Source organism: Serratia sp. 506_PEND (assembly GCF_001076875.1).
In the GTDB taxonomy this organism is placed as follows: Bacteria; Pseudomonadota; Gammaproteobacteria; order Enterobacterales; family Enterobacteriaceae; genus Serratia; species Serratia marcescens.
Map to the genome: position 1 here is coordinate 1 of NZ_JVEL01000298.1, position 21651 is coordinate 21651.

General features: G+C 62.9%; 19 protein-coding genes. 6 read left to right on the top strand and 13 right to left on the bottom strand.

All coding sequences use genetic code 11. From position 1 onward, the window contains the following. The coding region (locus tag ADK28_RS08040) for an aldo/keto reductase (RefSeq protein WP_048795377.1) at positions 1-954 on the bottom strand (954 nt) is incomplete at its 3' end. 141 nt (positions 955-1095) lie between these two features. Here ADK28_RS08040 and ADK28_RS08045 point away from each other — a divergent pair. Further along, positions 1096-1995, top strand: a complete 900-nt coding sequence (locus ADK28_RS08045; RefSeq protein WP_016930425.1) for a LysR substrate-binding domain-containing protein — start codon at positions 1096-1098, stop codon at positions 1993-1995. Between the two features lie 33 nt (positions 1996-2028). Here ADK28_RS08045 and ADK28_RS08050 read toward each other — a convergent pair whose 3' ends face one another. The 3 genes from ADK28_RS08050 to ADK28_RS08060 are packed head-to-tail and all read right to left on the bottom strand — an operon-like array spanning position 2029 to position 8398. Next, positions 2029-4218, bottom strand: coding sequence for a virulence factor SrfC family protein (locus ADK28_RS08050; RefSeq protein ID WP_048795378.1), 2190 nt, complete (start codon positions 4216-4218; stop codon positions 2029-2031). Then, positions 4215-7160 carry a virulence factor SrfB gene (locus ADK28_RS08055; protein ID WP_048795386.1) on the bottom strand — a complete coding sequence of 982 codons (2946 nt, stop codon included), beginning with the start codon at positions 7158-7160 and terminating at the stop codon, positions 4215-4217. Before ADK28_RS08055 ends, ADK28_RS08050 begins: the two co-directional genes overlap by 4 nt. Next, on the bottom strand, positions 7160-8398 hold the full coding sequence (locus ADK28_RS08060) for an SrfA family protein (protein WP_048795379.1): 1239 nt from the start codon (positions 8396-8398) through the stop codon (positions 7160-7162). Before ADK28_RS08060 ends, ADK28_RS08055 begins: the two co-directional genes overlap by 1 nt. 294 nt (positions 8399-8692) lie before the next feature. On the opposite strand from ADK28_RS08060, the gene ADK28_RS08065 reads away from it, so the two are divergent. Further along, positions 8693-9610, top strand: a complete 918-nt coding sequence (locus ADK28_RS08065) for a DMT family transporter (RefSeq protein WP_033639179.1) — start codon at positions 8693-8695, stop codon at positions 9608-9610. Here ADK28_RS08065 and ADK28_RS08070 read toward each other — a convergent pair. The 9 genes from ADK28_RS08070 to ADK28_RS08110 form a co-directional block, all read right to left on the bottom strand. Further along, positions 9607-11100, bottom strand: a complete 1494-nt coding sequence (locus tag ADK28_RS08070; protein WP_048795380.1) for a PLP-dependent aminotransferase family protein — start codon at positions 11098-11100, stop codon at positions 9607-9609. The two genes, ADK28_RS08065 and ADK28_RS08070, sit on opposite strands and share 4 nt — an antisense overlap. 79 nt (positions 11101-11179) lie before the next feature. Beyond that, complete coding sequence (locus ADK28_RS08075; protein ID WP_016930419.1) at positions 11180-11803, bottom strand: LuxR C-terminal-related transcriptional regulator; 624 nt, start codon at positions 11801-11803, stop codon at positions 11180-11182. Between the two features lie 108 nt (positions 11804-11911). Continuing rightward, complete coding sequence (locus tag ADK28_RS08080) at positions 11912-12451, bottom strand: fimbrial protein (RefSeq protein ID WP_033639181.1); 540 nt, start codon at positions 12449-12451, stop codon at positions 11912-11914. Positions 12452-12469: 18 nt separating this feature from the next. Continuing rightward, entirely contained in the window at positions 12470-13474 is a 1005-nt protein-coding gene (locus ADK28_RS08085; RefSeq protein WP_016930417.1) for a fimbrial protein, read from the bottom strand. A 14-nt stretch (positions 13475-13488) separates the two neighbouring features. Further along, a complete protein-coding gene (locus ADK28_RS08090) occupies positions 13489-14121 on the bottom strand; it encodes a fimbrial protein (RefSeq protein ID WP_048795381.1) in 633 nt (210 codons plus the stop codon). 11 nt (positions 14122-14132) lie between these two features. Further along, positions 14133-14879 carry a fimbrial biogenesis chaperone gene (locus tag ADK28_RS08095; protein WP_048795382.1) on the bottom strand — a complete coding sequence of 249 codons (747 nt, stop codon included), beginning with the start codon at positions 14877-14879 and terminating at the stop codon, positions 14133-14135. A gap of 24 nt (positions 14880-14903) precedes the next feature. After that, entirely contained in the window at positions 14904-17390 is a 2487-nt protein-coding gene (locus ADK28_RS08100) for a fimbria/pilus outer membrane usher protein (RefSeq protein ID WP_048795383.1), read from the bottom strand. Positions 17391-17476: 86 nt separating this feature from the next. After that, on the bottom strand, positions 17477-18028 hold the full coding sequence (locus ADK28_RS08105) for a fimbrial protein (protein WP_016930414.1): 552 nt from the start codon (positions 18026-18028) through the stop codon (positions 17477-17479). Positions 18029-18119: 91 nt separating this feature from the next. Next, a complete protein-coding gene (locus ADK28_RS08110; protein ID WP_015379342.1) occupies positions 18120-18650 on the bottom strand; it encodes a fimbrial protein in 531 nt (176 codons plus the stop codon). An 826-nt stretch (positions 18651-19476) separates the two neighbouring features. Between ADK28_RS08110 and ADK28_RS08115 the strand changes: the two genes are divergently transcribed. The 4 genes from ADK28_RS08115 to ADK28_RS08130 form a co-directional block, all read left to right on the top strand. Beyond that, positions 19477-19821: a hypothetical protein gene (locus ADK28_RS08115; protein WP_370446676.1), complete on the top strand. Its 345-nt coding sequence runs from the start codon at positions 19477-19479 to the stop codon at positions 19819-19821. Positions 19822-19850: 29 nt separating this feature from the next. Continuing rightward, positions 19851-20960, top strand: a complete 1110-nt coding sequence (locus tag ADK28_RS08120; protein ID WP_082172264.1) for an FKBP-type peptidyl-prolyl cis-trans isomerase N-terminal domain-containing protein — start codon at positions 19851-19853, stop codon at positions 20958-20960. Between the two features lie 37 nt (positions 20961-20997). Continuing rightward, positions 20998-21285 (top strand): FaeA/PapI family transcriptional regulator, encoded by a 288-nt coding sequence (locus ADK28_RS08125; protein WP_004930885.1) that lies wholly within the window; start codon positions 20998-21000, stop codon positions 21283-21285. A 191-nt stretch (positions 21286-21476) separates the two neighbouring features. Next, on the top strand, positions 21477-21651 hold a 175-nt coding region (locus ADK28_RS08130), incomplete at its 3' end, for an ATP-binding cassette domain-containing protein (protein ID WP_048795385.1).

Below are 21651 nucleotides of genomic sequence, written 5' to 3' on the forward strand. Positions count from 1 at the left end.
CCAGAACTCAGCCGGGATCACTGCATCCAGCGCCGCCAGATCTTCGGCCATGCGGCCAGGACGGCTCGAACCGGGGATCACGGCGGCGACGGCCGGGTTAGCCAGCGCAAACTGCAGCGCAGCGGCTTTGACGTCTACCTGGAAGCGAGCGGCGATCTCTTTGATTTTCGCGACTTGCTGGCGAATAGCCGGGGACGCTTTCTGATATTCGAAATGTTCACCGCCGGCCAGCACGCCGGAGCTGTATGGGCCGCCGACGACGATATCGACATTCTGTTCCAGCGCTTCCGGCATCAGGCGTTGCAGGGCGCGTTCGTGATCCAGCAGGCTGTAGCGACCGGCCAGCAAGAAGGCATCCGGTTTAGGTTCATCGAGCGCCAGCGTCAGCTCGCAAGGCTCGACGCGGTTGACCCCGAGTCCCCAGGCTTTGATCACGCCTTCGTCACGCAGGCGGGACAGCGCGCGGAAGGCGCCGGTACGGGCGATATTGAACTGTTCCAGCCAGCTGTCGCCGTAGAAATCCTGAGCGACGTCGTGGATCCAGACGATATCCAGACGGTCGGTTTTCAGGCGCTTCAGGCTGTTTTCAATGGAGCGAAGCGTGCCGTCTTCCGAGTAGTCATTCAGGATCTTGTTTTTCAAACCGTGTTCGAACAGGCCGCCTTTCTCACCCAGATCGCGGGCGGCGGGATCTTCCATTTCGTCCAGCATGATGCGGCCCACTTTAGTGCTCAGTACGAACTCATCGCGTGGGTACTGAGAAAGCGCTTCGCCCATGCGAATTTCCGACAGGCCGGAACCGTAAAGCGGCGCGGTGTCGAAGTAGCGGATGCCCAAGTCCCAGGCGCTGGTTACGGTAGCCAACGCTTCTTCTTCTGGAATGGCGCGGTACATATTGCCGAGCGGCGCGCCGCCCAAACCGATCTTGCCGGATAAAATATTTTTGATGCTCATGGTGAATCCTCAATGCGTTATCTTTTCAGGGAAACTTGTGGGTTCATACAGCGTCTGCCCCGTCACGAGGCTAAAGATAACTTGGCAAGTTGTGACTTGATAGGACATAATTTGTCTAAGTTAAGTCCTTTGAGGTCTGAGATGATCGATTTACGTCAGTTGAAATACTTTGTGGCGGTGGCGGAAGAGGAGCACGTTGGCCGCGCCGCCGAACGGCTGCACATTTCCCAGTCACCGCTGAGCCGGCAGATTTCCCAGCTTGAGGAACGTCTGGGTTTGATGCTGTTCGAGCGCAATCAGCAGCGCATCCGCCTGACCGCCGATGGCCAGACGTTTCTGGCCGAAACCCGCGCGCTGTTGACGCACGCCACTCGGCTCGAATCGCTCGGGCGCCGCCTGGGGCGGGGGGAAGACGGCGGGCTGTGCATCGGCTATATCGAAAATGCGATGCACTCCGGCGTCTTGTCGAACGCATTGCGGTCGCTGCGGGTTTCCCGGCCGGATGTGCACATCGTGCTTTACAGCCAGCCTTCTTCCATGCAGCTGGAAGGGCTGCGGCAGCGCAGCCTGGACGTGGCGCTGGTCAATACGGCGCCGGATCGCGCGGATCCGGATTTTGAATATACGCAGGTGCTGGACGATCGCATGCTGCTGGCCTTGCCGCAGACGCATCCGCTGGCGGACAGGGAAACGCTGCAGCCGGCGGATCTCACCGATCAGGCTTGGATCTCGGTGATCCACAAAGAGGATGCCCATTCGCGCGACGACTTCGTGGCGGCCTGCGTGAAGGCCGGGTTCGATCCGGATATTCGGCTGGAGGCGGGCGAGCCGCTGACCGCGCTGGGGCTGGTCGCCGCCGGATTGGGGATGACGTTGATCCAGCACAGCCTGCGGCATAACGCGCCGCAAGGCGTAGTGCTGCGCGAACTGCCCTGGATGCAATACACCACGCAGCTGTGGGCAGTGTGGCACAAGGCCAACCTGCGCCCGCTGGTCACCCATTTCCGCGAAGTGATGTCGGCCGGTCCGGCCTGCCACTGACTGCGCGGCGGTGTCCGGCCCGGCTTGCGCCCGCTACGGCACAGCGCGTAGGGCGGCGACGATCGCCGTCAGTGCGCCGCGCTGCTCGTCTGCCAGCGCGGGCTGCGCCTGCGCGGCATTTTCCGCCAGCAGGGTCTGCAGGCCGATCAGCCAATCATAGATATAAAACGCGGTATTTTTGGTTGGCGTCGGCGCCAGCCGGGTGAGCCGCTGCTGGCCGCTCCAGTCCACCGCCGGCTGCGGCGGCGGGGTAAAGATCGGCTGGCCGGGATTGACGCGGCTCTCGGGGCGCGTTGCCGCATCGCGCCGCTGGAAGCCGAGCCAGGCGACGAAGTCGCCCAGTAGCGCCAGCGCCTGGCTGATCTGCCGATCTTCTCCCTGTTCCGGCAGGCCGCCGGCGCACAGCGCTCGCTCCAGTTCGTCGTCGAGCCGCTGGCGGCAGGCGGCGCCGATCAACGCATCGACCAGCAGTTCGAGATGCGGTTTGTCGACACCGAGCAGATCCAGCAACCGGCGGTTGTCCGGCAGGCTGCGCAGATGGTTGATCCAATCCGCGAATACCCGCGCGGCAAAGGGTGACGCAGGGGGCTCGCCGGAGGCCGGCGTTTCCGGTGCGCCGAACAGATCGATGTCGAGCCCGAACGGCGCAGGCGTCGCCGGGGTTGGCGCGGCGTGCTGCTGTTGCTGGTAAAGCTGGCGCAGCGTATCGCGCTGGGGCAACAGTCGTTCCAGCAGTTCGCCGTGGCGGCCGGCCTGCGCCTGCAGCGCGCGCAGCAGCTGTTGGGCGCGTTGCTGGGTCGCGTACGGATCGGCGGCGGTGAGCCAGTTGCCGAGCAGGCTGTCCGTCAGCTCGCGCTGTAACTCTTCGCGCAGCTCGAGCAGGCGCGCTTGCTTGTGGGCCGGGCGCGCCTGTGCGGCCAGGTAGTTCACCATGCGGCGGCAATCCTGCTCATCCAGCGCCAGCAGCGTGGCCCAGCTGTCACCGGGTTCGCCGACCTGACGCTGAACGGCGTCGTCAGGGCGCGGTTTGCCTTCCTGGCGTGGGTCGAACGGCGTGATTGCCCAGATTAAACCGGGTTTGCGGCGTTGGCGCAGCGCCGGGGTTTCCCCCTGAGTGTGGTCGACCCAACCGGCGAGCGCCTGGCCGATGCGCGCGGCGTCCTGCGGCGCGGCGGCGGCATCGGTCACCAGCAGCAGGTTGGCGTGCAGGCCGTCCGCGCAGCGGGTCAGCAAATGGGCGCGTTTCGCCTGTTGCAACCGCTGCGCCGGCTCCGCCTGCGGGCGGGCGCGGCTGCCGGGCAGGTCGATCAGCGCCACGTCGGCGGGCAGGCCCGCCTGCGCCGTCTGCGGCAGACCGGTGGTCACTTCGGCGGTCAGCCAGGCCAGATCGCTCAGCGCGATCTCCCGTTCACCGCCGTGTTCGGCCATCACGACGATTGCCGTGTTTTCCGGTGCGGCGCTCGCGGTCAGCAGCGTCAATGCGCGGCGCGGGGCATGAACCCGCCGGCTGTCACCGAGGGCATGCAGCGTATGTGCCAGCTGGCGATAATGCGTCGTCAGCGTCGTTTCCTCTCCCCACAGCGGCGCAAACAGGCGCGCGCGATCGTCGATGCTCAGCTGCGGCGCCAGCGCCACGGCCTGCGGCCAGAAATGCCTGTCCAGCGTCTGTTGCCCCTTGTCGCCGTGGCGGCGTTGGCTATCCCACAGCGCCAGCACATCGCTGTCGCTGAGGCCGTCGGGGGCGACGGCTTGGCGGTGGCGTGCCAACGTTTGCAGATGGCCGGCGATCGCGCGGGCGTCCCAGTCCAGCCGGAAGCCGCCCATCGCGGCGGCATCGAGCGTGATGGCCAGCCACTGCGCTTCATTGAGCAGGGTGAGGGCGATCGGATACTCGGCGGGCCCCGCCTCGGCCGCCGTGCAGTAGCGCACCGCGAGCGAAAGGTCCGCGCTGAAGCGCTTTGCGCCAGGGGCCAGCGCCGCCAGCAGGTGGGCCTTGGCGGCGGCGTTGTGGCCATACAAACCGATGGCGACCTGCGCAGGCTGGGTGTTTTCCAACTGGACGGCGCGATTATGGCAACGGCGCAGGCGCAGCGTCAGGCGATCCGCCTCCTGTTCCAAACGGGCGGACTGCCGGCGCGCGGCGTCCACCCAGTCGATCGCCTGCAGAATGCCGGCGCTGAGCGCGTTATTTGGGGCTGATTGGACGGTGGTAGTCGCTTTCATCGTGGGTAAATGCTCCCGCTGTCTATCCAGTAGTGGGTCGCGCCGGAGGCGCTGGCAGCCAGGGTATTGAGTTTCAGTTGCAGATGGTGCGCCGGGACGGCACTGCCGTCGGCCAGCACCGCCTGCGCGATCTTGACGCTTTCGGCGCCCTGTTCGGCGCTGGCGGTGATGGCCAGCCGCAGGCTGATCACCGCGTCACCGGCCAGCTTACGCGCCAACTGGGCGTCATTGATGGTCAGCGTATAGAGCGGCGAGGCCGGCCAACGTTCGTTGTCCAACTGGCGGAAGCCCAGGCGCAGCGGGCCGCGCAGCTGGAAGCTGCCGGCGGGATCGAGCGCGAAATCGGCGCGATCCAGATCGATGTCGCGGTAATAGACGTTATCGTCCGCCAGCATGTTGTTGCCGTCCAGCATGCCCAGATAGCGAATTGTGGAGTAGGGCTGGAAATCCCCGACGTTGAAGTAAAAGCTCTCCAGCCGCAGGTCGATTGCCAGCAGGCACAGCATGGCGCCCACGGCGGCGGTGGATTTTGGGTTGTCGATACGGCCGCGTTTGTTGAACGGGTACCAGCTGCGGGTGTGATACCCCTCCAGCGGCAGAATGCGGCTGGCGGGCAGCGGCTGCAGGTGGCGCAGCAGCGCCTGCACGCCGGGGAAGCGCGCCGGGCGGCCGGTCAGCAGCAGCACGTCGCAGGTGTACAGCGCCACCACCTCAGCCAGCAGGCGCAGGCAGCGGCCGATGCCGATGCGATCGGACAAGAAGGCGGCGTGCAGATCGGCCAGGCGGATCACCAGCGGGGTGTGCAGGATATCGAAGGCGTTGCTGTCAGCTTCGCGCTGCACTTCGCCGTTGATAAACGCCAACACCTGCGGCGTCGGCGGCTGCGGCAGCAGATCGCCCAGGCTGGCGGCGATTTCCGCCCGGCTGTCCAGCGGATCGTATTCTTCATAGGCGCCGAGCAGCGCGCGTCCGGCGGGCATGAAGATCTGCAGCGCGGCCTGCTGACGCAGGGTGGAAAGCCCGTCCATGCGTCCTTCGTTGCCGAACAGTTTGTCCATCAGCGCCGCGGCGGCGCTCACGCCGGCGGCTTCGAACGCCTGTTGCACGGCGGGCAGAACAAATTGCTGGATGATGTCCAGCAGGATGTCGTCGCCGGCGACCTTAAAGCCCTCGCGGAACAGCAGGCGCGGGTTGATTTTGATGTTGTTGCCCACGCCGTCGTCGAGCGAGTAGTGCGTGATCGCCAGATCGGTGGTGCCGCCGCCGATGTCGATGGAGGCGATGCGCAGCGTTTTGCCTGCTTGTTCGCTTGGCGCCAGCGGCCGGTCGGGCCGGGCCATGGCGGCGAAAAAGGCGTCGGTGCGGCCGGCGAAGTTCACCTGGGTTTCGTTGTACAGATAGACCATCTGGCCGCAGGTGGCCTCGTCCCACTCCATCTGCACCTGCGGCGCCGGGAAGCGGGTGCGCGCGCCGTCGAACGGCGCATCCTGCGGGTGCCAGCCGAGGGCCTTCCACACCAGCCCGATCGCCTCCTGCATGCGGCGGCGGAAAATCTCGCGCTCCGGCTTCGGCATCGCCGAAGGCAGCGTCAGAATGATGGCGCGCAAACGGCGCGGCGCGGCGGCGTTCGGCATGCGGCTGCGCTGGGCGATGCTGTTGATCTGCATCAGCGCCTGCGCCAGCAGCTCGCTCAGCATCAGGCTCATCACCGCGCTGCGGCTGTAATGGGCGGCGAATACCGGCAGCCGTTGGGACGTCGGCAGGGCGGACAGCGGCACGCCCTCGTCGTTGATCAAGGTGGTCAACGGCGCGGCGGCGGCCATCGGCTCGTGCCGCTCGTTGAAGCGCCAGCCGGGCGCATAGCGCTCCTCGTCCCACAGATAGCGCCGTGGGCTGGAGATGCCGGTGGTGCCTTCATGCCCTTCGCGTCGCTGCGCCAATTGCGCGGCTTCACGGCCGACGCGGGTGATGGACGGCCATTGGAAGGCGTCGTCGCGTCCACTCTGGAAGGACAGATGCGGCTTGCCGAACGAGGCCCGAGAAAACTCCACCCGGCTCTCGAACAGTTCGTTGTAGACGCAGTGCGGTTCGGACAGCGAGCGCAGCTGCAGCTCATAGGTTTGCTTCAGGCCGTTGCTCTCTTCCGGATGGTCCTCGACCAGCACGCCGCAGGTGTGAGAATTGCCGACGTCCAGCACCAGATCGACGTCGATCGCCGGCTGTTGCAGCGTCGCCGCCGCCATTTTTATCTGCGGCACCGTCAACTGATGGCCGAGCATGTGCAACAGGTTGAGGTAGTGCGCCTGATACTCGAAGGTTTTCAGCCCGGCGTTGATCTCCGCCTCGGCGCGCTGTTCCCGCTCGGCGGCGCGCTGGCTGAACGCCTCGCGCAGCCAGCCGTCCACCCAGGTCAGATCGAGGAACTCGCCCAGCTCGTGGTTGCGGTGCGCCAGCGCGAAGCTGAGGCCGGCGCCGAGATCGCTCTCGCTTGGCGCCAATGCTTCCTGGCCGGGCGCGGCGGCGCGGGTGTCGAAGGCCAGCACCACCCGCAGCAGGTTGCCGTCCTGATCCGGTTCATCCAGCTGCACCACCTGCAGGCGCGCCCAGTTGTCCGGGCCCGACAAAAACAGGCCCGCCGGGGTGTGGCGCAAGAAGGGCAGCGGCAGCCAGAGCTTATCCAGCAGGTGCAGCGACTGCTGCAGCGGATAGCTGAACTCCGGCCGCACCACTTCGGCGGCCTGGTCGCCCACGGCCGGCAACTGGTATTTGCCGCTCTCGGCCTCCCATTGCAGGCGCAGCAGCGGGCCGCTGGCGGTCTTGCGCACGAATTTGCCGGGAAACTCGGCGTCCAGTCGCGGCGTCAGGGCAAAGTCCAGAAACTGAATGCCGCTGTCCTGAATCAGCGTAATGCCGTGTTTGTAGTCAGTTAGGGGGGCCAGCATCATTTACTCTCGCGCTTGAACGTCATGGGATAGGTGGTGTCCGCATCGTAGCGGCCGGTGCACTCCGCCGCGCCGGTTTCGCCCTGGCGGCAAACGATTTCCGGGATCTGATAGCGGCTGCCGTCGCTGCAGCGCGCCTTGGTGCGGCTGTTGATCACCAGATTGCCGGACTGCATCAGCCCGGCCTCGACCGCCGCCCGGCAGGTGACGCCGTCGCCGTAGGCGATGACGGCGCTGCCTTTGCCCGCGTTCAGGCGGTATTGCAGGCTGGGGCGCTTGCCGGTGATCGGATCTTTCAGCGCCACCGTGGCGCGCCATTTGCCGTTAAGGAAACGGGTGGAGCCGGCCTTCACCGCCTCGGGCGGCAGCACCAGCGCATTTTTGTCCAGCGGTTGCGGGATGGCCGGCGCCGGGGGCGGCGGCATCAGCGTGGCGTGCGCCAGCGGCAAGCGCAGCTTGGGCAACGGCGCAGCGGTTTTTTCCGGCGGCGCCGGATGGCGCACNTCCGCCGGCATCGCCGGTTGCGGGGCCGGCGAGCGGTGCAGCCAGGCGGCCAGCGCCGCGCTGCCTAGCAGCAGTACCGGTAACAGCCAGAGGGCGTGACGCCGGCGCGGGCGAACAACGCCAGGGGATTCGACGGGCGTCGCCGGGGCGGGCACCGGTTCAGGCTCTGCCGCCGGAGCCGGTTTGGCCGGCTCGACAACGGCCGGTTTGCGCGGAGCGGCGGCGATCGGCGCCGGTTTTTCTACCTCCGTTTCGGCAGGGCGCAGGCAGGCTAAAGGATCGTCCGGGCTCTGCGCCTGCGGTTTGATAAAGCCCCAAAAGGTCAGCACCGGCCGATCGTCCACCAGGTAGACGTGGTTGGGATCGGGAATGTGCATCGCTTTGGTCAGCAGCGCGCCGAACAGGCGATGGCTGGGGTGATCGGTCGCTCGGGCCTGTTCGGTCAGGCTGCGGAAGGTCGTCAGGCAGTGTTCCAGATGGCGCACCGCCTGCGCGCGCTGGGCGTCGCTCGCCGCCAGCCAGGAAGTCACCTTGCCCGGAAAGGGCGCATACCAGTCGATGCGGGTGCCGCTTTCGTTCGGTTGGGGGATCGCCAGACAGTCGGCGGCCTGCTGCTGCCGGCGAAGACGCAGGGTTTCCCGCAGCTGCTGCGCGCAGGCGTAGATCGATTGCCCGTTTTCGCCTAAAGCCAGCACATCATCCAAACTGCCACTGCGTAAGAAGGGTTTCACCACGGCGCCGCACCTTGTCCTGTTCTGCAAAAACGCATAAAAGTCCATGATACCTCGCGGGCAGAGCCGCCAAACGGCCAAGGACAGCCCGAAAAACGCCCTTCTTTGGCGTTAGCGGCGCACTTTGGCAACCGGCACAGTGAAAATCTCGCTATCTGGACCTGTCTGTGAACCGCTTTATCTGAAAAATAGAACGCAGGCCCGGCAAGCGACGCCGGGGAACGATGTTCTCTTTCACTATGACATCGCCTCGCGGGTTGCCGATTTCGGTATGCCTCAGGCGTGCGGAGCGTTCACATGACGGACAGCCAGTCTGAAAAAACTCTCGTTGTTACCCCTGCACATCCCGCCGCCGGGCATTCGGCCCAGGGCTGGATGAACGGTTTTCTTGGCATGATTATCTTCAGCGGTTCTCTGCCCGCCACGCGAGTGGCGGTGCTGGAGCTCGATCCGCTGTTTCTGACGGCGGTCAGGGCGGCGATCGCCGCCTTGCTGGCCCTGTGCGCGCTGCTGATCACCCGCCAGGCGCGGCCGACGCGGGCCGATTTGCCGCCGCTGCTGTTTGTGGCGCTCGGCGTAGTCATCGGTTTTCCGCTGCTGACGGCGCTGGCGCTGCAGCACACCACGTCGGCGCATTCGCTGGTGTATATCGGCCTGCTGCCGCTGGCGACCGCCGGTTTTGGCGTCTTGCGCGGCGGAGAGCGGCCCAAGCCCGCTTTTTGGGCTTTTTCGGGCGTCGGCGCCGCGCTGGTGGGCGCTTTCGCGCTGAGCCAGGGGAGCGGCGGCGCCTGGCAGGGGGATGCGCTGATGGTCGGCGCGGTGCTGCTGTGCGGTCTGGGTTATGCCGAAGGGGCGGTGCTGTCGCGTCGGATCGGCGGCTGGCAGGTGATCTCCTGGGCGCTGGTGGTGGCGTTGCCGTTGACGCTGGCGGCCACCTGGCTGGCGGCGCCGGCCGCCTGGCCCGTGGTCAGCGGCGCCGCTTGGCTGTCGCTGGTTTACGTCTCGGTGTTCAGCATGTGGATTGGGTTTATTTTCTGGTATCGCGGCCTGGCGCAGGGCGGCATCGCCGCCGTCGGGCAGTTGCAGCTGCTGCAGCCGTTCTTCGGCCTGGCGCTGGCGGGCTGGCTGCTGCATGAGGCCGTCCAGCCGATGATGATCGCCGTGATGGCCGGCGTGGTGGTTTGCGTGTTCGGCGCCAAACGTTTTTCCCGCTAGGCGCCGCTGCCGGCGCAGGCCAGGATCACCTGTCCGAGCCGTTCCACCGCCTGTTGCACCTGGCGGTCGGCGTAACCGCCCAACCCCAGCACCAGGCCCGGCTCACCCTGGCCGGGCGCATACATCGGCGACACCGCCCGCAGCGCCAACCCGGCTTCGTTGGCCTGCCGGGCGACACGCACGTCGTCGAGATCTTTCCTCAACCACAGCACCATGTGCATGCCCTGATCGCAGGGCTGCACCACCGCCAGCTCGGCCGGGATGTACGCGTTGATCGCCTCGATCAGCACCCGACGTTTTTCGGCGTAGACGCCGCGCATTTTTCGGATATGCCGGTCGAGATACCCTTCGGCAATAAAGGCGGCCAGCACGTATTGATCTGCGCTGGGCGGGTGACGATCCATCAGGATCCTGGCGCCGCAAAAGGCGTCGACCAGAGGCGGCGGCACGATGGCGTAACCCAACCGCAGCGAAGGGAACAACACCTTGCTGAAGGTGCCGAGATAAAGCGTCCGCTCGGGCGCCAGCCCCTGCAGCGAAGGGAACGGGTGGCCGGCGTAGCGCATCTCGCTGTCGTAATCGTCTTCCACGATCCAGGCCTGCCGCTCTCTGGCCCAAGCCAGCAGGGCGCTTCTTTTCGCCATGCTCATCGGCATGCCCAGCGGATACTGATGCGACGGCGTGACAAAGGCGGCGCGGGCATTGGCGGCCAGACGCACGCCGGCGGCGACGTCGATGCCGTCGTCGGCGACGGGCACCCTAATCATGCGCCGATCGCGAAACAGGCTATCGAAAATGGCGGTAATGCCGACGTAGGCAGGATCTTCGACCCAGGCGCTGTCGCCGGCGTCCAACAGGATCTGCGCGGCCAGATACAGTCCCTGTTGGGTGCCGGAGGTGATGAGGATTTGCTGCGGCGTGCAGTTTACCGAGCGGGAACGGCGCACATAGTCGCAGATCGCTTCGCGCAGCGGCAGCGCGCCCAGCGGATCGCCGTAGCCCGACGGCGCGCCGGGGCCGCGGGCGCGGATGCGGTTGCCGAGCCGCCGCCAGATATCGTCGGGCGCGGTATCGCCGATTGGCACTGACACAGTGAACGGCACCGGCGGCAGCGCTCGCGCCTGAGTGGCAAAGCGCGCCAGATGCTGCGCCTGTGAAGAAAGCGGAGCCGCTACCGCCGAACTCGCCTGCACCGTGGCGTGCGGCGCGCGGCGCGGCGTCTGATAGTGGGCAACTCGGGTGCCGGAACCGGGCTGCGGTTCGAGAAAGCCTTCCGCCGTCAGTTGAGCAAAGGCTTCCAATACCGTGCCGCGCGCCAGAGTCAGCGCCGCCGACAGCCGGCGCGTCGAGGGCAGCAGATCGCCCGCTTTCAGATCGCCCCGGTGGATGGCCTGACGCAGGGCCTGCGCCAGCTGGTGGCTTAGCTGGCCCGCCTGGCGATCGAGCTCGCCGAGGGCGGGGACGTCAACGACTTTGGCTGTTCTGGGCATGGATTCCGGCTCGCTTTGCAGTGCGAAAATGAGTATTCAGAGTAAACCACTCTGTCGGCGCTCGCGAGTCCGTTGTCAGTCAGCTTAGCCCACGCTGATTCAGCAGCACTTTATTCAACTCGCTGTTTTTACGCACGTTAAGCTTGCGCATCGCCGAGCGCTTATGGGCGCTGATGGTTTTCTGGCTGCGCTGCAGCAGGCCGGCGATGCTGCAGGCGGACATGCCGCTGCTCATCAACCCCAGCACTTTTTTTTCGCAGTGGCTGAGCGCGGCGATGCGGCAGGCCTGGCATTTCCACATGCCGGCGGCGTGCAGCGCCATCCACGGATGCTGGATAAATTTTTCCAGCGCCATCTGCAGCTTGAGGCGGATGGCGTAGGCCGAATCGCGCCGGTGGATGCTGAACAGCGGCGGCAGGTTTTTCACCTGTTGCTGGGTCGCGTCGTCGAGGATCAGCAAAGTCAGCTGCCGCTGGCGCGGGATGCCGTAGGGGCTCTGGTAACAGCAGGCGCAGCCCCAGCGCTCTTCCGGCGTGCGGAACACGATTTCGATGTTATCCAACGCCTGCAGCGCCAGCGGCGAGAACTGCGGGTACAGGCGCTGGCATTCGTTCAGGGAGTGCAGATAATCCTGCAGCAGCAGACGCAGCCCCTGCTGGTAGAAGTTATCGCTGTCGAACAGCGTGAAGCGAATATCTGGCATGGGTGGCTCCTTAAAAGGCCGTGGCGCCGCGCCGGTGCGAACGGTGACGGCCCATTGCCGGCGTTCGCGCGCCGGTCGTTTTCCTGATTTCCCTGGGCGGTGCGGGGCTTATTGGTACGCCAGCACAAAATTGGCGACGGAGGTGAATTCGCCTTCGGTAATGCTTTGGTTCTGGATCGCGCTCGGCCGCCCCTGCACATAGGCGGTAAAGTTCAGGCTGTTGGGGCCGTTTTGCAGCGCGACGGCGCTGGTGGCCTTATTCAGGTCGATGTCCGCCCCTTGATGATCGAACAGCGCGATGGCGGCGCCGTTCGCGCCGTTGTTGATCGCCAGCTTGCCCGGCAGCTCACCGTCTTCGGCGCCGCTGAAGGTCACGCTGACGGATTTGAATACCGTGGTCTTGCAGTCGGTCAGCTTGATGCTGAATGGCACCGGCGTGGTGTGGCCATAGCGGTACAGGGTTTTGACGATCACCGTGCCCATTTCCACCAGCTGATCGGCGGACTGCGGTTCGATATTGCATGGGCGGCTCACCACGGTGCCGTGGAACTGCACCGGCGCGCCGATAAGTTCGGTGTTCGCCGCCGTCGGCATGGCGGCAAACCACCAGGGCGCGCAGCTCAGCAGCGCTAAAGCGCGTAGACGCATTTTCCGTTCCTCCCTCGGTTACTGGAATGCCGCCACGATGGTGGCCGATGCGTTGAATTCCCCTTCGCCGATCTCTGCGCCGCCGTTGGCGAACGGCGCCGCCACCAGGTTCCAGGAGCCGCCGTTGCCGATGTTCGGCACCGGGTAAAACTCATTCGGGATAACCAACTGGCCGTTGTGCGTCAGCCGGATGCCGAGATCGTTCTTGTCGGTTTTGAACACCTCGTTGCTGAAGGAGGCCGCCGTGCCCGACACCGCCAGCTTGATATTCAGCGTGCCGTCCTCGAAGCTGCCGCCCTCGCACTGGAAGCGCACCGGAATGCTTTGCGGGTAGTTGGAGCCGTTGAGATCGCTGCCGCCGATCTCGCCGAACTCCACGTTGATCAACTGGCCTTCATTCACCACGCATTTATCGGGCACGTAGAGGATTGCGGACTGGATAAACACCTGCGCCATCGGATTGGGGCCGAAACCGCCGTCGGTCGAGCCGAGGCGGCCGTACATCTCGATGATCTGCCGATCGTTAATCTCAACGCCGTTAATGATTTTTTTGCGCACCCGGAAGGTGATCTTGCCTTTGGAGCCGCTGCCGTAGTTGTTGACCTGTAAGTACGGCGGCTGGCAGCGGTGTTGGCTCAGCAAATTCGATTCGTTGTAAAAAGGCACGGTGACGTAGGCGTTCTTGTTGCCGGCAATCCACACCTCGGCTTTTAAATCCAAAAAGTCATTCAGCTTTAAATAGCCGTTGCCGTAGTCGGAGGGGGGCAACGACGAATCCGACTTGTAAAAGTGCGGGCTGGTGGGGATAGGGGTATCGCAATACACCTTGCCGGTATAGGTGCCGCCCAGATCATAGGGAAACAGTTTGGTGAACCCCACCTGGTTGGTGATGTTGCTTTCATTCAGATCGATATAGAACTGTTTGGGGCCGCCGTCCGGCGTGACGTAGCCGTTGGCCCAGGCGGCGGGGGCCGCCAGCGCGATCGCCAGCGGCAGGCAGAGTTTGGTCAGTTGTGTTTTCATCGCGTTCTCGAGCCTCACAGGTAAATCACCTGAATGTGCGCCACGGCGGCGAAACCGGCGGCCATCACCGCCCGCTGGGTGGATTCCACGCTGGCGCTGAACCACAGGGTGTTGCTGCCGGGTTGCAGAATGTAGGGGCGGCTGCGCTGATTCAGCTCCAACGCCTGGCCCTGCTGGTCTTGCAGCCGCAGGCCGATGCCCTGTACGCCGCCGTTCAGCTTCAGCAGCGACGGGTTGTCGACGTCGCTTTCGCCGAGAAACACCAGCGTGGCGGCCTGTTCACCCTGCAGGTAGAGGCGGCCGGCGTCGCCGTTGCGCGGGCCGGCCGGATTATCCGCCAGCGCGCGCGCGCCCAGCAGGCAGTTGCGGAACGAGAGGCGAAAACGCACCGGCGCGCTGCGATCGCCGGCGTTGCGGAAGTCGCGTGCGCTGACGTCGCCCAGATCGACGGACTGATCCCGGCTGTCCGGCGTCAGGCTGCAGGGAGAGCTGAGCAGGCCGCCGTGAAAGCTGACGGTGCCGGTGGTGCCTTCGATCACGCCCAGCGGCGTGGCCGCCAGCGCGCCGCCGCCGCACAACAGCGCGCCGCCGCCGCACAACAGCGCGCCGAGCAGCAGCGGGCGCAGTCGATCGGTGAATTCAGCCATGCTGGACCTCCTTATTTTTTCTCGGGCACGGCGGTGCAAACGCTGCCGTTGCAGGCGAAGCGCAGCTCGGGGTGGCCGCCGTAGTCGTTGATGTAGGTGATGACGAAGCTGTTCATGCCGGTGTCGTGCAGCTTGAGGTTTTCGCTGGATTTCGGCTTCAGCATCAGCGGTTGAAAACCGCCGATCGCGCCGCCGCCCTGTTTTTGCGTCTGCCGCGTCATGCCGGTCAGGGTGATGTAAAACGGCGTCGGGTTGTCGACGGTGATGGCGCCGCCGCTTTTACGGAACACCAGCTTTTCCTGCCACACTTCACCCTTGGGCGCGACAATCGCCTTCGGCCGGTAGAACAGCTTGATCTGCGTTTGCAGCGCCAGCTGCATCACGTTGGTTTTGGTGCTTTTCGGCGGAATTTCGCGCAGGTTGAAGTAGAACACCGACTCGCGATCCTGCGGCAGGCGATCCGCCTCCGGCGTCTTGGTGATGCGCACCACGCTGCGCTCGCTCGGCTCCACGCGCTGCAACGGCGGCAGCACCACCAGCGGCGAGGTGATTTTCTGATGCTGCTCGTTCTCCAGCCAGGACTGCGCCAGGAAAGGCAGTTCTTTGTTTTCGTTGACGATATTCAGGCTGATCGATTTGGCGTCGCTCACATAGACGGCGCGCGTGCGATCCAGCGATATCGCCGCGTCGGCGGTGGGCAGTACGGCGCTCAGGGCCAGGCCGGCGGCGGTCAGTAGCGTTATCGGGTGTTTGTTCATGTCATTATTTCTCAGCGTTACGGATTACAGGGTGGCGCACGGCAGCAGCAGCTGGTCCAGCGGCTTGGCGGTGCCCGGGATCACGATGCGGCAGCGGCGTTGGCCTTCCCAGGCGACGTCCAGTTTTTCCTCCGGCTGTACGCCGGTCAGGTAGACCGAGCCGCCGTCGTTGACCACCGCGACCTCGCGGCCTTTCTCGCTCAGCACCGCGGCGCCGAACGGCGGTTCGCTGCCGTCCGCGAGGCGAATGGTGGCCAGCAGCTTGCTGCCTTTCACCACCTCGAAGTGGCGGTAGCCGATGGCGCCTTCGGTCAGCGTGCCTTGCACCACGGCGCGAGTGGCTTCGACGTCGTCCGCCAGCTTGTTGACGTCGATGCGGGTGTCGGTGTTGTAGTAGCTGGTGATGTCGGAAATCACCGCCAGCCCGAAACGGTTGCTGTAGGCGCGGCCGTTATTGATCGGCACGCCGGCGATGCCGTCGGTGTCGAGCATCATGCGGCTGCCGCCGTTGCTCGAGTTCTGATGCGCCGCGATACCGTGCCGGGTCGCGGTGAGACCGCCGCGGAACGAGCCGCCGATCGACGAGTAGCTGTCCTGTTGGTAAGAGGCGCTGGCGTTCAGCGAGCCGAACGAGGCGTTGTGGGTGTAGTACCCGCGCGCCAGCGATTTGCCGGACTGGTTAAAGCCGCCGCTGACCTGCCAGGTATTGTCCGGATCGCTGTAGTCGTTGTACGACGCGGTCTGCGTGACGTCGCCGTTGTTGGTTTGCAGCGCATAGCCGACGCGCCGACGATCGCCGATCGGTACGGTGAAGTTGATCATCACGCTGTCGTCGGTGCGGCCCTGGTAATAGGTGCGGTAAGCCGACAGCGAGGCGGTGATGTTGCTGATATCGCCGATGCTGAACAACTTGCTGGTCGACAGCCCGTAACGATCCTGGGTTCGCGCGTCCCAATAGGTCTGGTGCGAGTAGGTCAGATAAGTGGTGATCGCCCTGGCGCTGTCTTCCGCCATAAAGGTTTTGCTGGCGGTGATGGTATACAGCTCTTTCTGACGGCCGTTGTAATTCTTGTCGTAATCGCCGTAGCGCTCCTGCAGATACTGCGACATGTTCATGAATTTACGTTGCGAGAAGCGGTAGCCGGCGAAGGTGATCTGGCTGTTCAGCTCGTCGAAGCGTTTGGCGTAGTTGAGCTTGAACGACATGCCGCTGGCGGTCGGCTCGCCGGGCAGGCGAGCGATCGACTGGGTGACGTCCAGCGACATGGCGCCAAACACGTTCAGATCGCGGCCGAGGCCGAGCGCCCAGGCGTTATAGTCGCCGCCGAGCAGCGCGCCGCCATACAGCGACCAGGCGTTGCTCAGCCCCCAGGAGAAGTCGCTGGCGGAAAACAGCGGGCCCTGGGTGCGGTGGTCGTAGGCCGAGGTTTTGCCGAGCGCCACGTTGTAGCGCACGTAGCCCGGGCGGGTCAGGTAAGGAATGGTGGCGGTATCCACCTGGAAGGTCGAGACGGTGCCGTCCTGCTCTTCCACCTTGACGTCCAGCTTGCCGCGCACCGAGCTGTTGAGATCCTGAATGGCGAACGGCCCGGCGGGCACGGTGGTTTCGTACAGCGTGCGGCCTTCCTGCGAAACGGTGATCTTGGCGTTGCTCTTGGCGATGCCGCGCACTTCCGGCGCATAACCCTGCAGGTTGGGCGGCAGCATGCGCTCGTCGCTGGCCAGGTTGAGGCCGGTGAAGCGATAGGCGTCGAACACCCCGGAGTCGAGATAAATCTCACCCAGCGTCAGCTTGGCGGCCTGCATCGGCAGCGCGCGATAGGCGTAGATCTGGTTCCAGTCGAAACCGGTGCTGCGATCGCCAGCCTGCTGATTGTAATTGGCCTGGTAGTCCGCGCGCAGGCGCCAGGGGCCCAGGTTGGCGCCCAGCGTGCCGTAGCTGCTCAGGTTCTGGGCGGTGTTGTTGTTGTGGCTCTGCTTGCCTAACTGGCCGCTCAGGTTGTAGTCCAGCAGCAGGCCGGGAATGCCGTCGTCCCACTGCTCGGGCGGCGTCCAGTCGGGATCGGAGTATTTCATCCACGCCTGCGGGATGGTGATCGCCAGCACGCCGCCGCCGATGCGATCGGAGATGGTCGCGCCTTTGATGCCGCGAATGTCGGCGCACTGGTTGTCGTGCCACAGGGTGATTTTTTTGGCCGCTTCTTCTTTCAACGCCATTTTTTCCACCAGGTCAGGCGGCAGGCACACCTGGCTGCCGCTCTTGTTATCCGGTGACGGGAAATACTGAATGCTGCGCTGGGGCAGCGTTTTCTGGTTGATCTTGATGTCCAGCAAATAAGCGCCGGGCATGACGTAGTCGGCGTCGGAGAAGCGCGAAAGATCCACTTTGCTGCGCTCGCCGATATCCAGGACGTCGGTATTGAATTCCGTGGCGGAAAATGCCGGACGCACCCAGAGGAAAGATAGAATGACGAGGAGAGGTAGGTGTTTCCGTGTCAGTAATGACGTCATAGCATAATCACTCATGGCAAGTCCGCGCCCAATAGCAGGTCATCCGTACGACCTGAATACGTAATGCTGTGCAGCGCCCGCCGGCGCTAGAGATAAGACAGGGTGAATTTGGCCAGAGAGCTGAAGCCGCCCGCCCGCGCCTTGTCGGGATGCAGGCGCAACTGCGCGCCAAAGCGCAGCGTGTTGTCGCCGGCGACGATCTGGTAATCCGCCGTCGTGCTGCCGAGCGGGATCGGCGCGCCGGCATCGTTCAACAGCTCGATAGCCACGCCCTTCGCCTCGCCGTAAACGCCGAGCAGGGACGGATCCCCGCTGTCGGCGGTGCCGTCGAACGTGACGTTGGCCGCGCGATAGATGAAGTCAGGCTTCACCTGGCTGGCCAGCTCGCAGTTCACCAGTTTGATCGTGAAATGGCGGCGGCTGCCGATCAGCACCGACTGCCCGTCCTGCGAGGCGTCGGTCATGGAAATCAGACCAAAATCGACGGTTTGATCCAGGCTGTCGCTGGCGATGCCGCACGGCGTTTCAACGATGGTGCCGCCCAGGCTGACTTTGCCGTGGCCCTGATTTTTCGCTGCCGCCGCCGCGCTGCCGACGCTGAGCGCGATGAGCAACAGGCCGCAAAGGCGGATAGTCATGCTGGCGTCTCCCTGTCTTGCCCTGTTCCCTTGCCGGTATCCTCGGCATGCAATAAAGCGGGGGATGCCCTGAGACATCCCCTGTGGGGTATTACAGGTAAGCCAGGGTGAAGTTCGCCACGCTGGTGAAGTCGCCCGGCACCACGGCGCTTGAGGCGCTGCTGCCCTGCAGATAAGCGGCGAATTTCAGCGAGTTGTCGCCATCGTTCAGGCCTTGACCGTCGGTCGCGGTGCCCAGTTCCACCTCTTTGGAGTGCAGGTTGTCGTAGATCACGATGCCGGCGCCGGTTGCCGTGCCGCTCAGGGCCAGCAGTTTGTTGTTGACCGGATCAGGCGTGCCGGTAAAGGTCACTTTGACGTTTTTCATGGTGGAGATGGAGCAATCTTTCAGTTCGATGTTGAAAGGCTGCATGCTGGATTTACCCTGGTTGGCCAGGATGCGGCTGCTGATCTGGCCCATCGGCACGGTTTGGTCAACGGATTCCGGCGCGACGCTGCATGGCGCATCGATAATTTCGCCGGTAAAGGTGACTTTACCGCTGCCCTGATTAGATGCGGCATGAGCAACAGATGCGGAAGCGAAAGCAATCACGGTTGCCAGCATTAATTTATTCAGTTTCATTTCTCAGGTTCCTGTAGAGAGTTTTTAAATAAAAAGAACAGCACATCTAAATCCCCCGCGGCGGCGGCAACGCCATGTCGCCGTCCGTGCGGTTGGAGCCAGATCCTTTTGCTCTGGGCAATACGCCGACATCCGTTATTTATGAGAAATAACGAGATTTGGAAAATCGATAATGGATTTTCTGGTAAATAAAATGCGATTTTTACGTGTGGCGTGTTGCTGGGAATATTCTTGCAAATAATAGTATTGCTTGGAAATAGATTTTATTAAATTAAGTCAAATTCAGAATATAAAACCAAAAGGAAAAAGAAATATATTTGCTTTAAAATCAATAGATCGTATACAAATATTATCCAGTATAAATCACTATATAAATAACGATATGCGAGATATTAGATCGGGGGAAATAGGGTGGCACCTACAATTCACAATATTGTTTTGCTAATATCGCTCTGAGGCAGCAGATGATGCATTTCCTTTTAGAAACAAAATATAAAACATAATTCATTGTTTTTATTGTTGTTTAGTGATTTTCTGTTCACGAGTGATTGGGTTTCTTATTCGCGTTTAGTTCGCGTTTAAGCCTAATTGATTAACAATTAAATAACAATTTCACCGGTAGTGAATTATCCTATCACCTTGCGGAATAGGGATTTTTCGCTGCCTAACCCATTTTGATTAATCAAATTAAGGCATGTGCTGCTGCCGTTCGCCACATAATGATGACCTAAGTGACAATTAAAGGATTATAAACGGAATGATAACGATGATTAATGCTTGCGGCGGGCGCCGTTGGGCGGGTTTGACCCTATTTCTGCTGTCTTTTATGGCGCTTTCTGGCTGTGCGGGCGGGAGCAAGACAAAACTGAATTCCGTGAAAAAAATCTCACAGAACAATCCTAATGATAAATCCGATGAGCAACGTATCGCGCTTTGTCAGCAGCGGGTTAATTCATTAAAGAATATTAATCCGCAAAGTTACCAAAAACGCATCGCCTATTTTAATGGCCTGCTTTCCAACGCTTCGGGATATGCCGGGGTGCGCGGCAACGTGGATGAGAGTACCCGTAAAGCGATTGATGCTCTTTATCAATATAAAACCGAGAAATTCTGCGCCGACGTCGAGCATGAGCTGATGTCCGATCTGTCCAGCCGGGTTGAGAATCTGTAGCCATGAAGCGATGCGCGCAAGGATGGGCGATGGCTCTTTTGCTGTTGGCGGCGAGCGGGGCCGCTTGCGCCGCCGATGACGGCATTCCCGCGCTGTTGAAGTTTGCCGAACAGCGGCAGGCGCCACCGGCCGCGCCCAGGGAAGACACCGTGCGTCAATCGGCGTCAGCACCGGCCGCCAAACCGGCCGCTATCGTCGGGGCAGACAGCGCTCGTTTAACGTCGTTGAAGCAGTCTTTGCAACAGCAGACGGAGAAAATCCGTCAGTTGGAGCGGCAGTTGGCGGCGGCTCAGGCCGCGGCGGTGCCGAAACGGGAACCGGCCGTCGTCGATATTCGGCCGCTGGCCGATGCCCTGAAGGGATTGCGGCACGCCGTTGCGCCGGTGCCAGAAGTGGGCGTGCTGGCCGCTTCGTTAACGCGGGCCGAACAGCGCAGCGCAAGTTTGGCGGCGCAGCTGGCGCAGCAGCGCCGGCGGGTAGAGACCTTGCTGGCCGAACGGCAGCAGGCGGCCGAGCCGCCCGCGCTGGCCAGCGAGGCGGACAAGCAGGCGTATGCCGCCGGCGTGTCGCTCGGACGCGACATTCTGCATCTGCAGCAGGAGAACCGGCGCGCGGGGTTGGAAGCGGATACCCAGCTGTTGCTGGCGGGCATCGCCGATACCCTGGCCGGGCGGTTGCGGCTCGATGAAACCGCCATCGACGGCGCGCTGCACACGGCGCAGCAGCGGTTGCAGCAGGCGCAACAGACGCAGGCGCCACCTCGGGATGACAACGCCTACCTGGCCAATTTCGTCCGTCAGGAGGGGGGCAAGCAGGATGCGCTCGGTTTCTATTACCGGGTGGACTATGCCGGCAGCGGGGCGATCGGCGCCGACGATCGGGTGGATATCGTGGTGCGCGAAAGCCTGACCGACGGCCGGGTGGTCAAAGACATGGAGCTGGCGGGGACGGTGATCTCGCAGCCGTTGACGCGCTACCCGCCGCTGTTTCGCGCGGCTATCGAGAAGCTGCAGCGCCACGGCGCGATCACGCTGGTGGTGCCGCCGGCGCTGGCGTACGGCAAACAGGGCAACCCGCCGGCGATCCCCCCGAATGCCACCATGATTTACACCCTGCGCATCGCTGACGTGCAGCCGTGAGCGGGGTGCTCAGCAGTAACCACTCAGGAGGAATGCTATGGCCAAGGCGCCGAAAACGTTTGAAAGCAGAAAATCGCTGATGCTGAATGTGTTGCAAGGATTGTGCAGGGAGCGTGTGGAAGGATCTGGGGGCCATCATCCCCCGCCGGAGCAGTGGCCGAAGACGCGCGAGCTGGCGGATAAATGCGGCGAAAATATTTATACCACCCGCACCCTGCTGCTGGCGCTGGAAAAGGAGGGTAAGGTTCACTGCACCCACCGCAGCATCAACAATTCCCTCCGCTGGTACAGCTGCGACGAACAGGCAGCGATAAAAAAAGAGTGATTCGACCCTGGCGGTCGCTTTTGACTATTCCTACAGCTAATCATTAATTAAATTTATCATTTGACGGGGCGTTTCGCTCCGTCAATCCTCCCCCTTCGTTCGCTGCCATCCGCACAGCCATTGCTAAGATGTTTTTGGCGGCCATATACTTATCGCTCAGACGGGAACAGGTGTAGGGAGCCGGCATCGTAATGAAGGAAAAGAAAGACATACTGAGATTGGATGATATTCATTATCAAATAGACAGCCAGGTGATCCTGGATTCCGTCTCTTTCACGCTGGGTGAAGGCGAGTTCAAACTGATCACCGGGCCTTCCGGTTGCGGGAAAAGCACCCTGCTGAAAATCATCTCTTCCTTAATGGATC

Excerpts from the sequence above, each read along its gene's own strand:
- ADK28_RS08125 (WP_004930885.1), top strand. The coding sequence starts at position 20,998 with ATGGCCAAGGCGCCGAAAACGTTTGAAAGCAGAAAATCGCTGATGCTG.
- ADK28_RS08065 (WP_033639179.1), top strand. The coding sequence starts at position 8,693 with ATGACGGACAGCCAGTCTGAAAAAACTCTCGTTGTTACCCCTGCACAT.
- ADK28_RS08095 (WP_048795382.1), bottom strand. The coding sequence starts at position 14,879 with ATGAACAAACACCCGATAACGCTACTGACCGCCGCCGGCCTGGCCCTG.
- ADK28_RS08110 (WP_015379342.1), bottom strand. The coding sequence starts at position 18,650 with ATGAAACTGAATAAATTAATGCTGGCAACCGTGATTGCTTTCGCTTCC.
- ADK28_RS08100 (WP_048795383.1), bottom strand. The coding sequence starts at position 17,390 with ATGACGTCATTACTGACACGGAAACACCTACCTCTCCTCGTCATTCTA.
- ADK28_RS08045 (WP_016930425.1), top strand. The coding sequence starts at position 1,096 with ATGATCGATTTACGTCAGTTGAAATACTTTGTGGCGGTGGCGGAAGAG.
- ADK28_RS08115 (WP_370446676.1), top strand. The coding sequence starts at position 19,477 with ATGGCGCTTTCTGGCTGTGCGGGCGGGAGCAAGACAAAACTGAATTCC.
- ADK28_RS08075 (WP_016930419.1), bottom strand. The coding sequence starts at position 11,803 with ATGCCAGATATTCGCTTCACGCTGTTCGACAGCGATAACTTCTACCAG.
- ADK28_RS08105 (WP_016930414.1), bottom strand. The coding sequence starts at position 18,028 with ATGACTATCCGCCTTTGCGGCCTGTTGCTCATCGCGCTCAGCGTCGGC.
- ADK28_RS08055 (WP_048795386.1), bottom strand. The coding sequence starts at position 7,160 with ATGCTGGCCCCCCTAACTGACTACAAACACGGCATTACGCTGATTCAG.
- ADK28_RS08050 (WP_048795378.1), bottom strand. The coding sequence starts at position 4,218 with ATGAAAGCGACTACCACCGTCCAATCAGCCCCAAATAACGCGCTCAGC.
- ADK28_RS08085 (WP_016930417.1), bottom strand. The coding sequence starts at position 13,474 with ATGAAAACACAACTGACCAAACTCTGCCTGCCGCTGGCGATCGCGCTG.
- ADK28_RS08120 (WP_082172264.1), top strand. The coding sequence starts at position 19,851 with ATGGCTCTTTTGCTGTTGGCGGCGAGCGGGGCCGCTTGCGCCGCCGAT.
- ADK28_RS08090 (WP_048795381.1), bottom strand. The coding sequence starts at position 14,121 with ATGGCTGAATTCACCGATCGACTGCGCCCGCTGCTGCTCGGCGCGCTG.
- ADK28_RS08070 (WP_048795380.1), bottom strand. The coding sequence starts at position 11,100 with ATGCCCAGAACAGCCAAAGTCGTTGACGTCCCCGCCCTCGGCGAGCTC.
- ADK28_RS08080 (WP_033639181.1), bottom strand. The coding sequence starts at position 12,451 with ATGCGTCTACGCGCTTTAGCGCTGCTGAGCTGCGCGCCCTGGTGGTTT.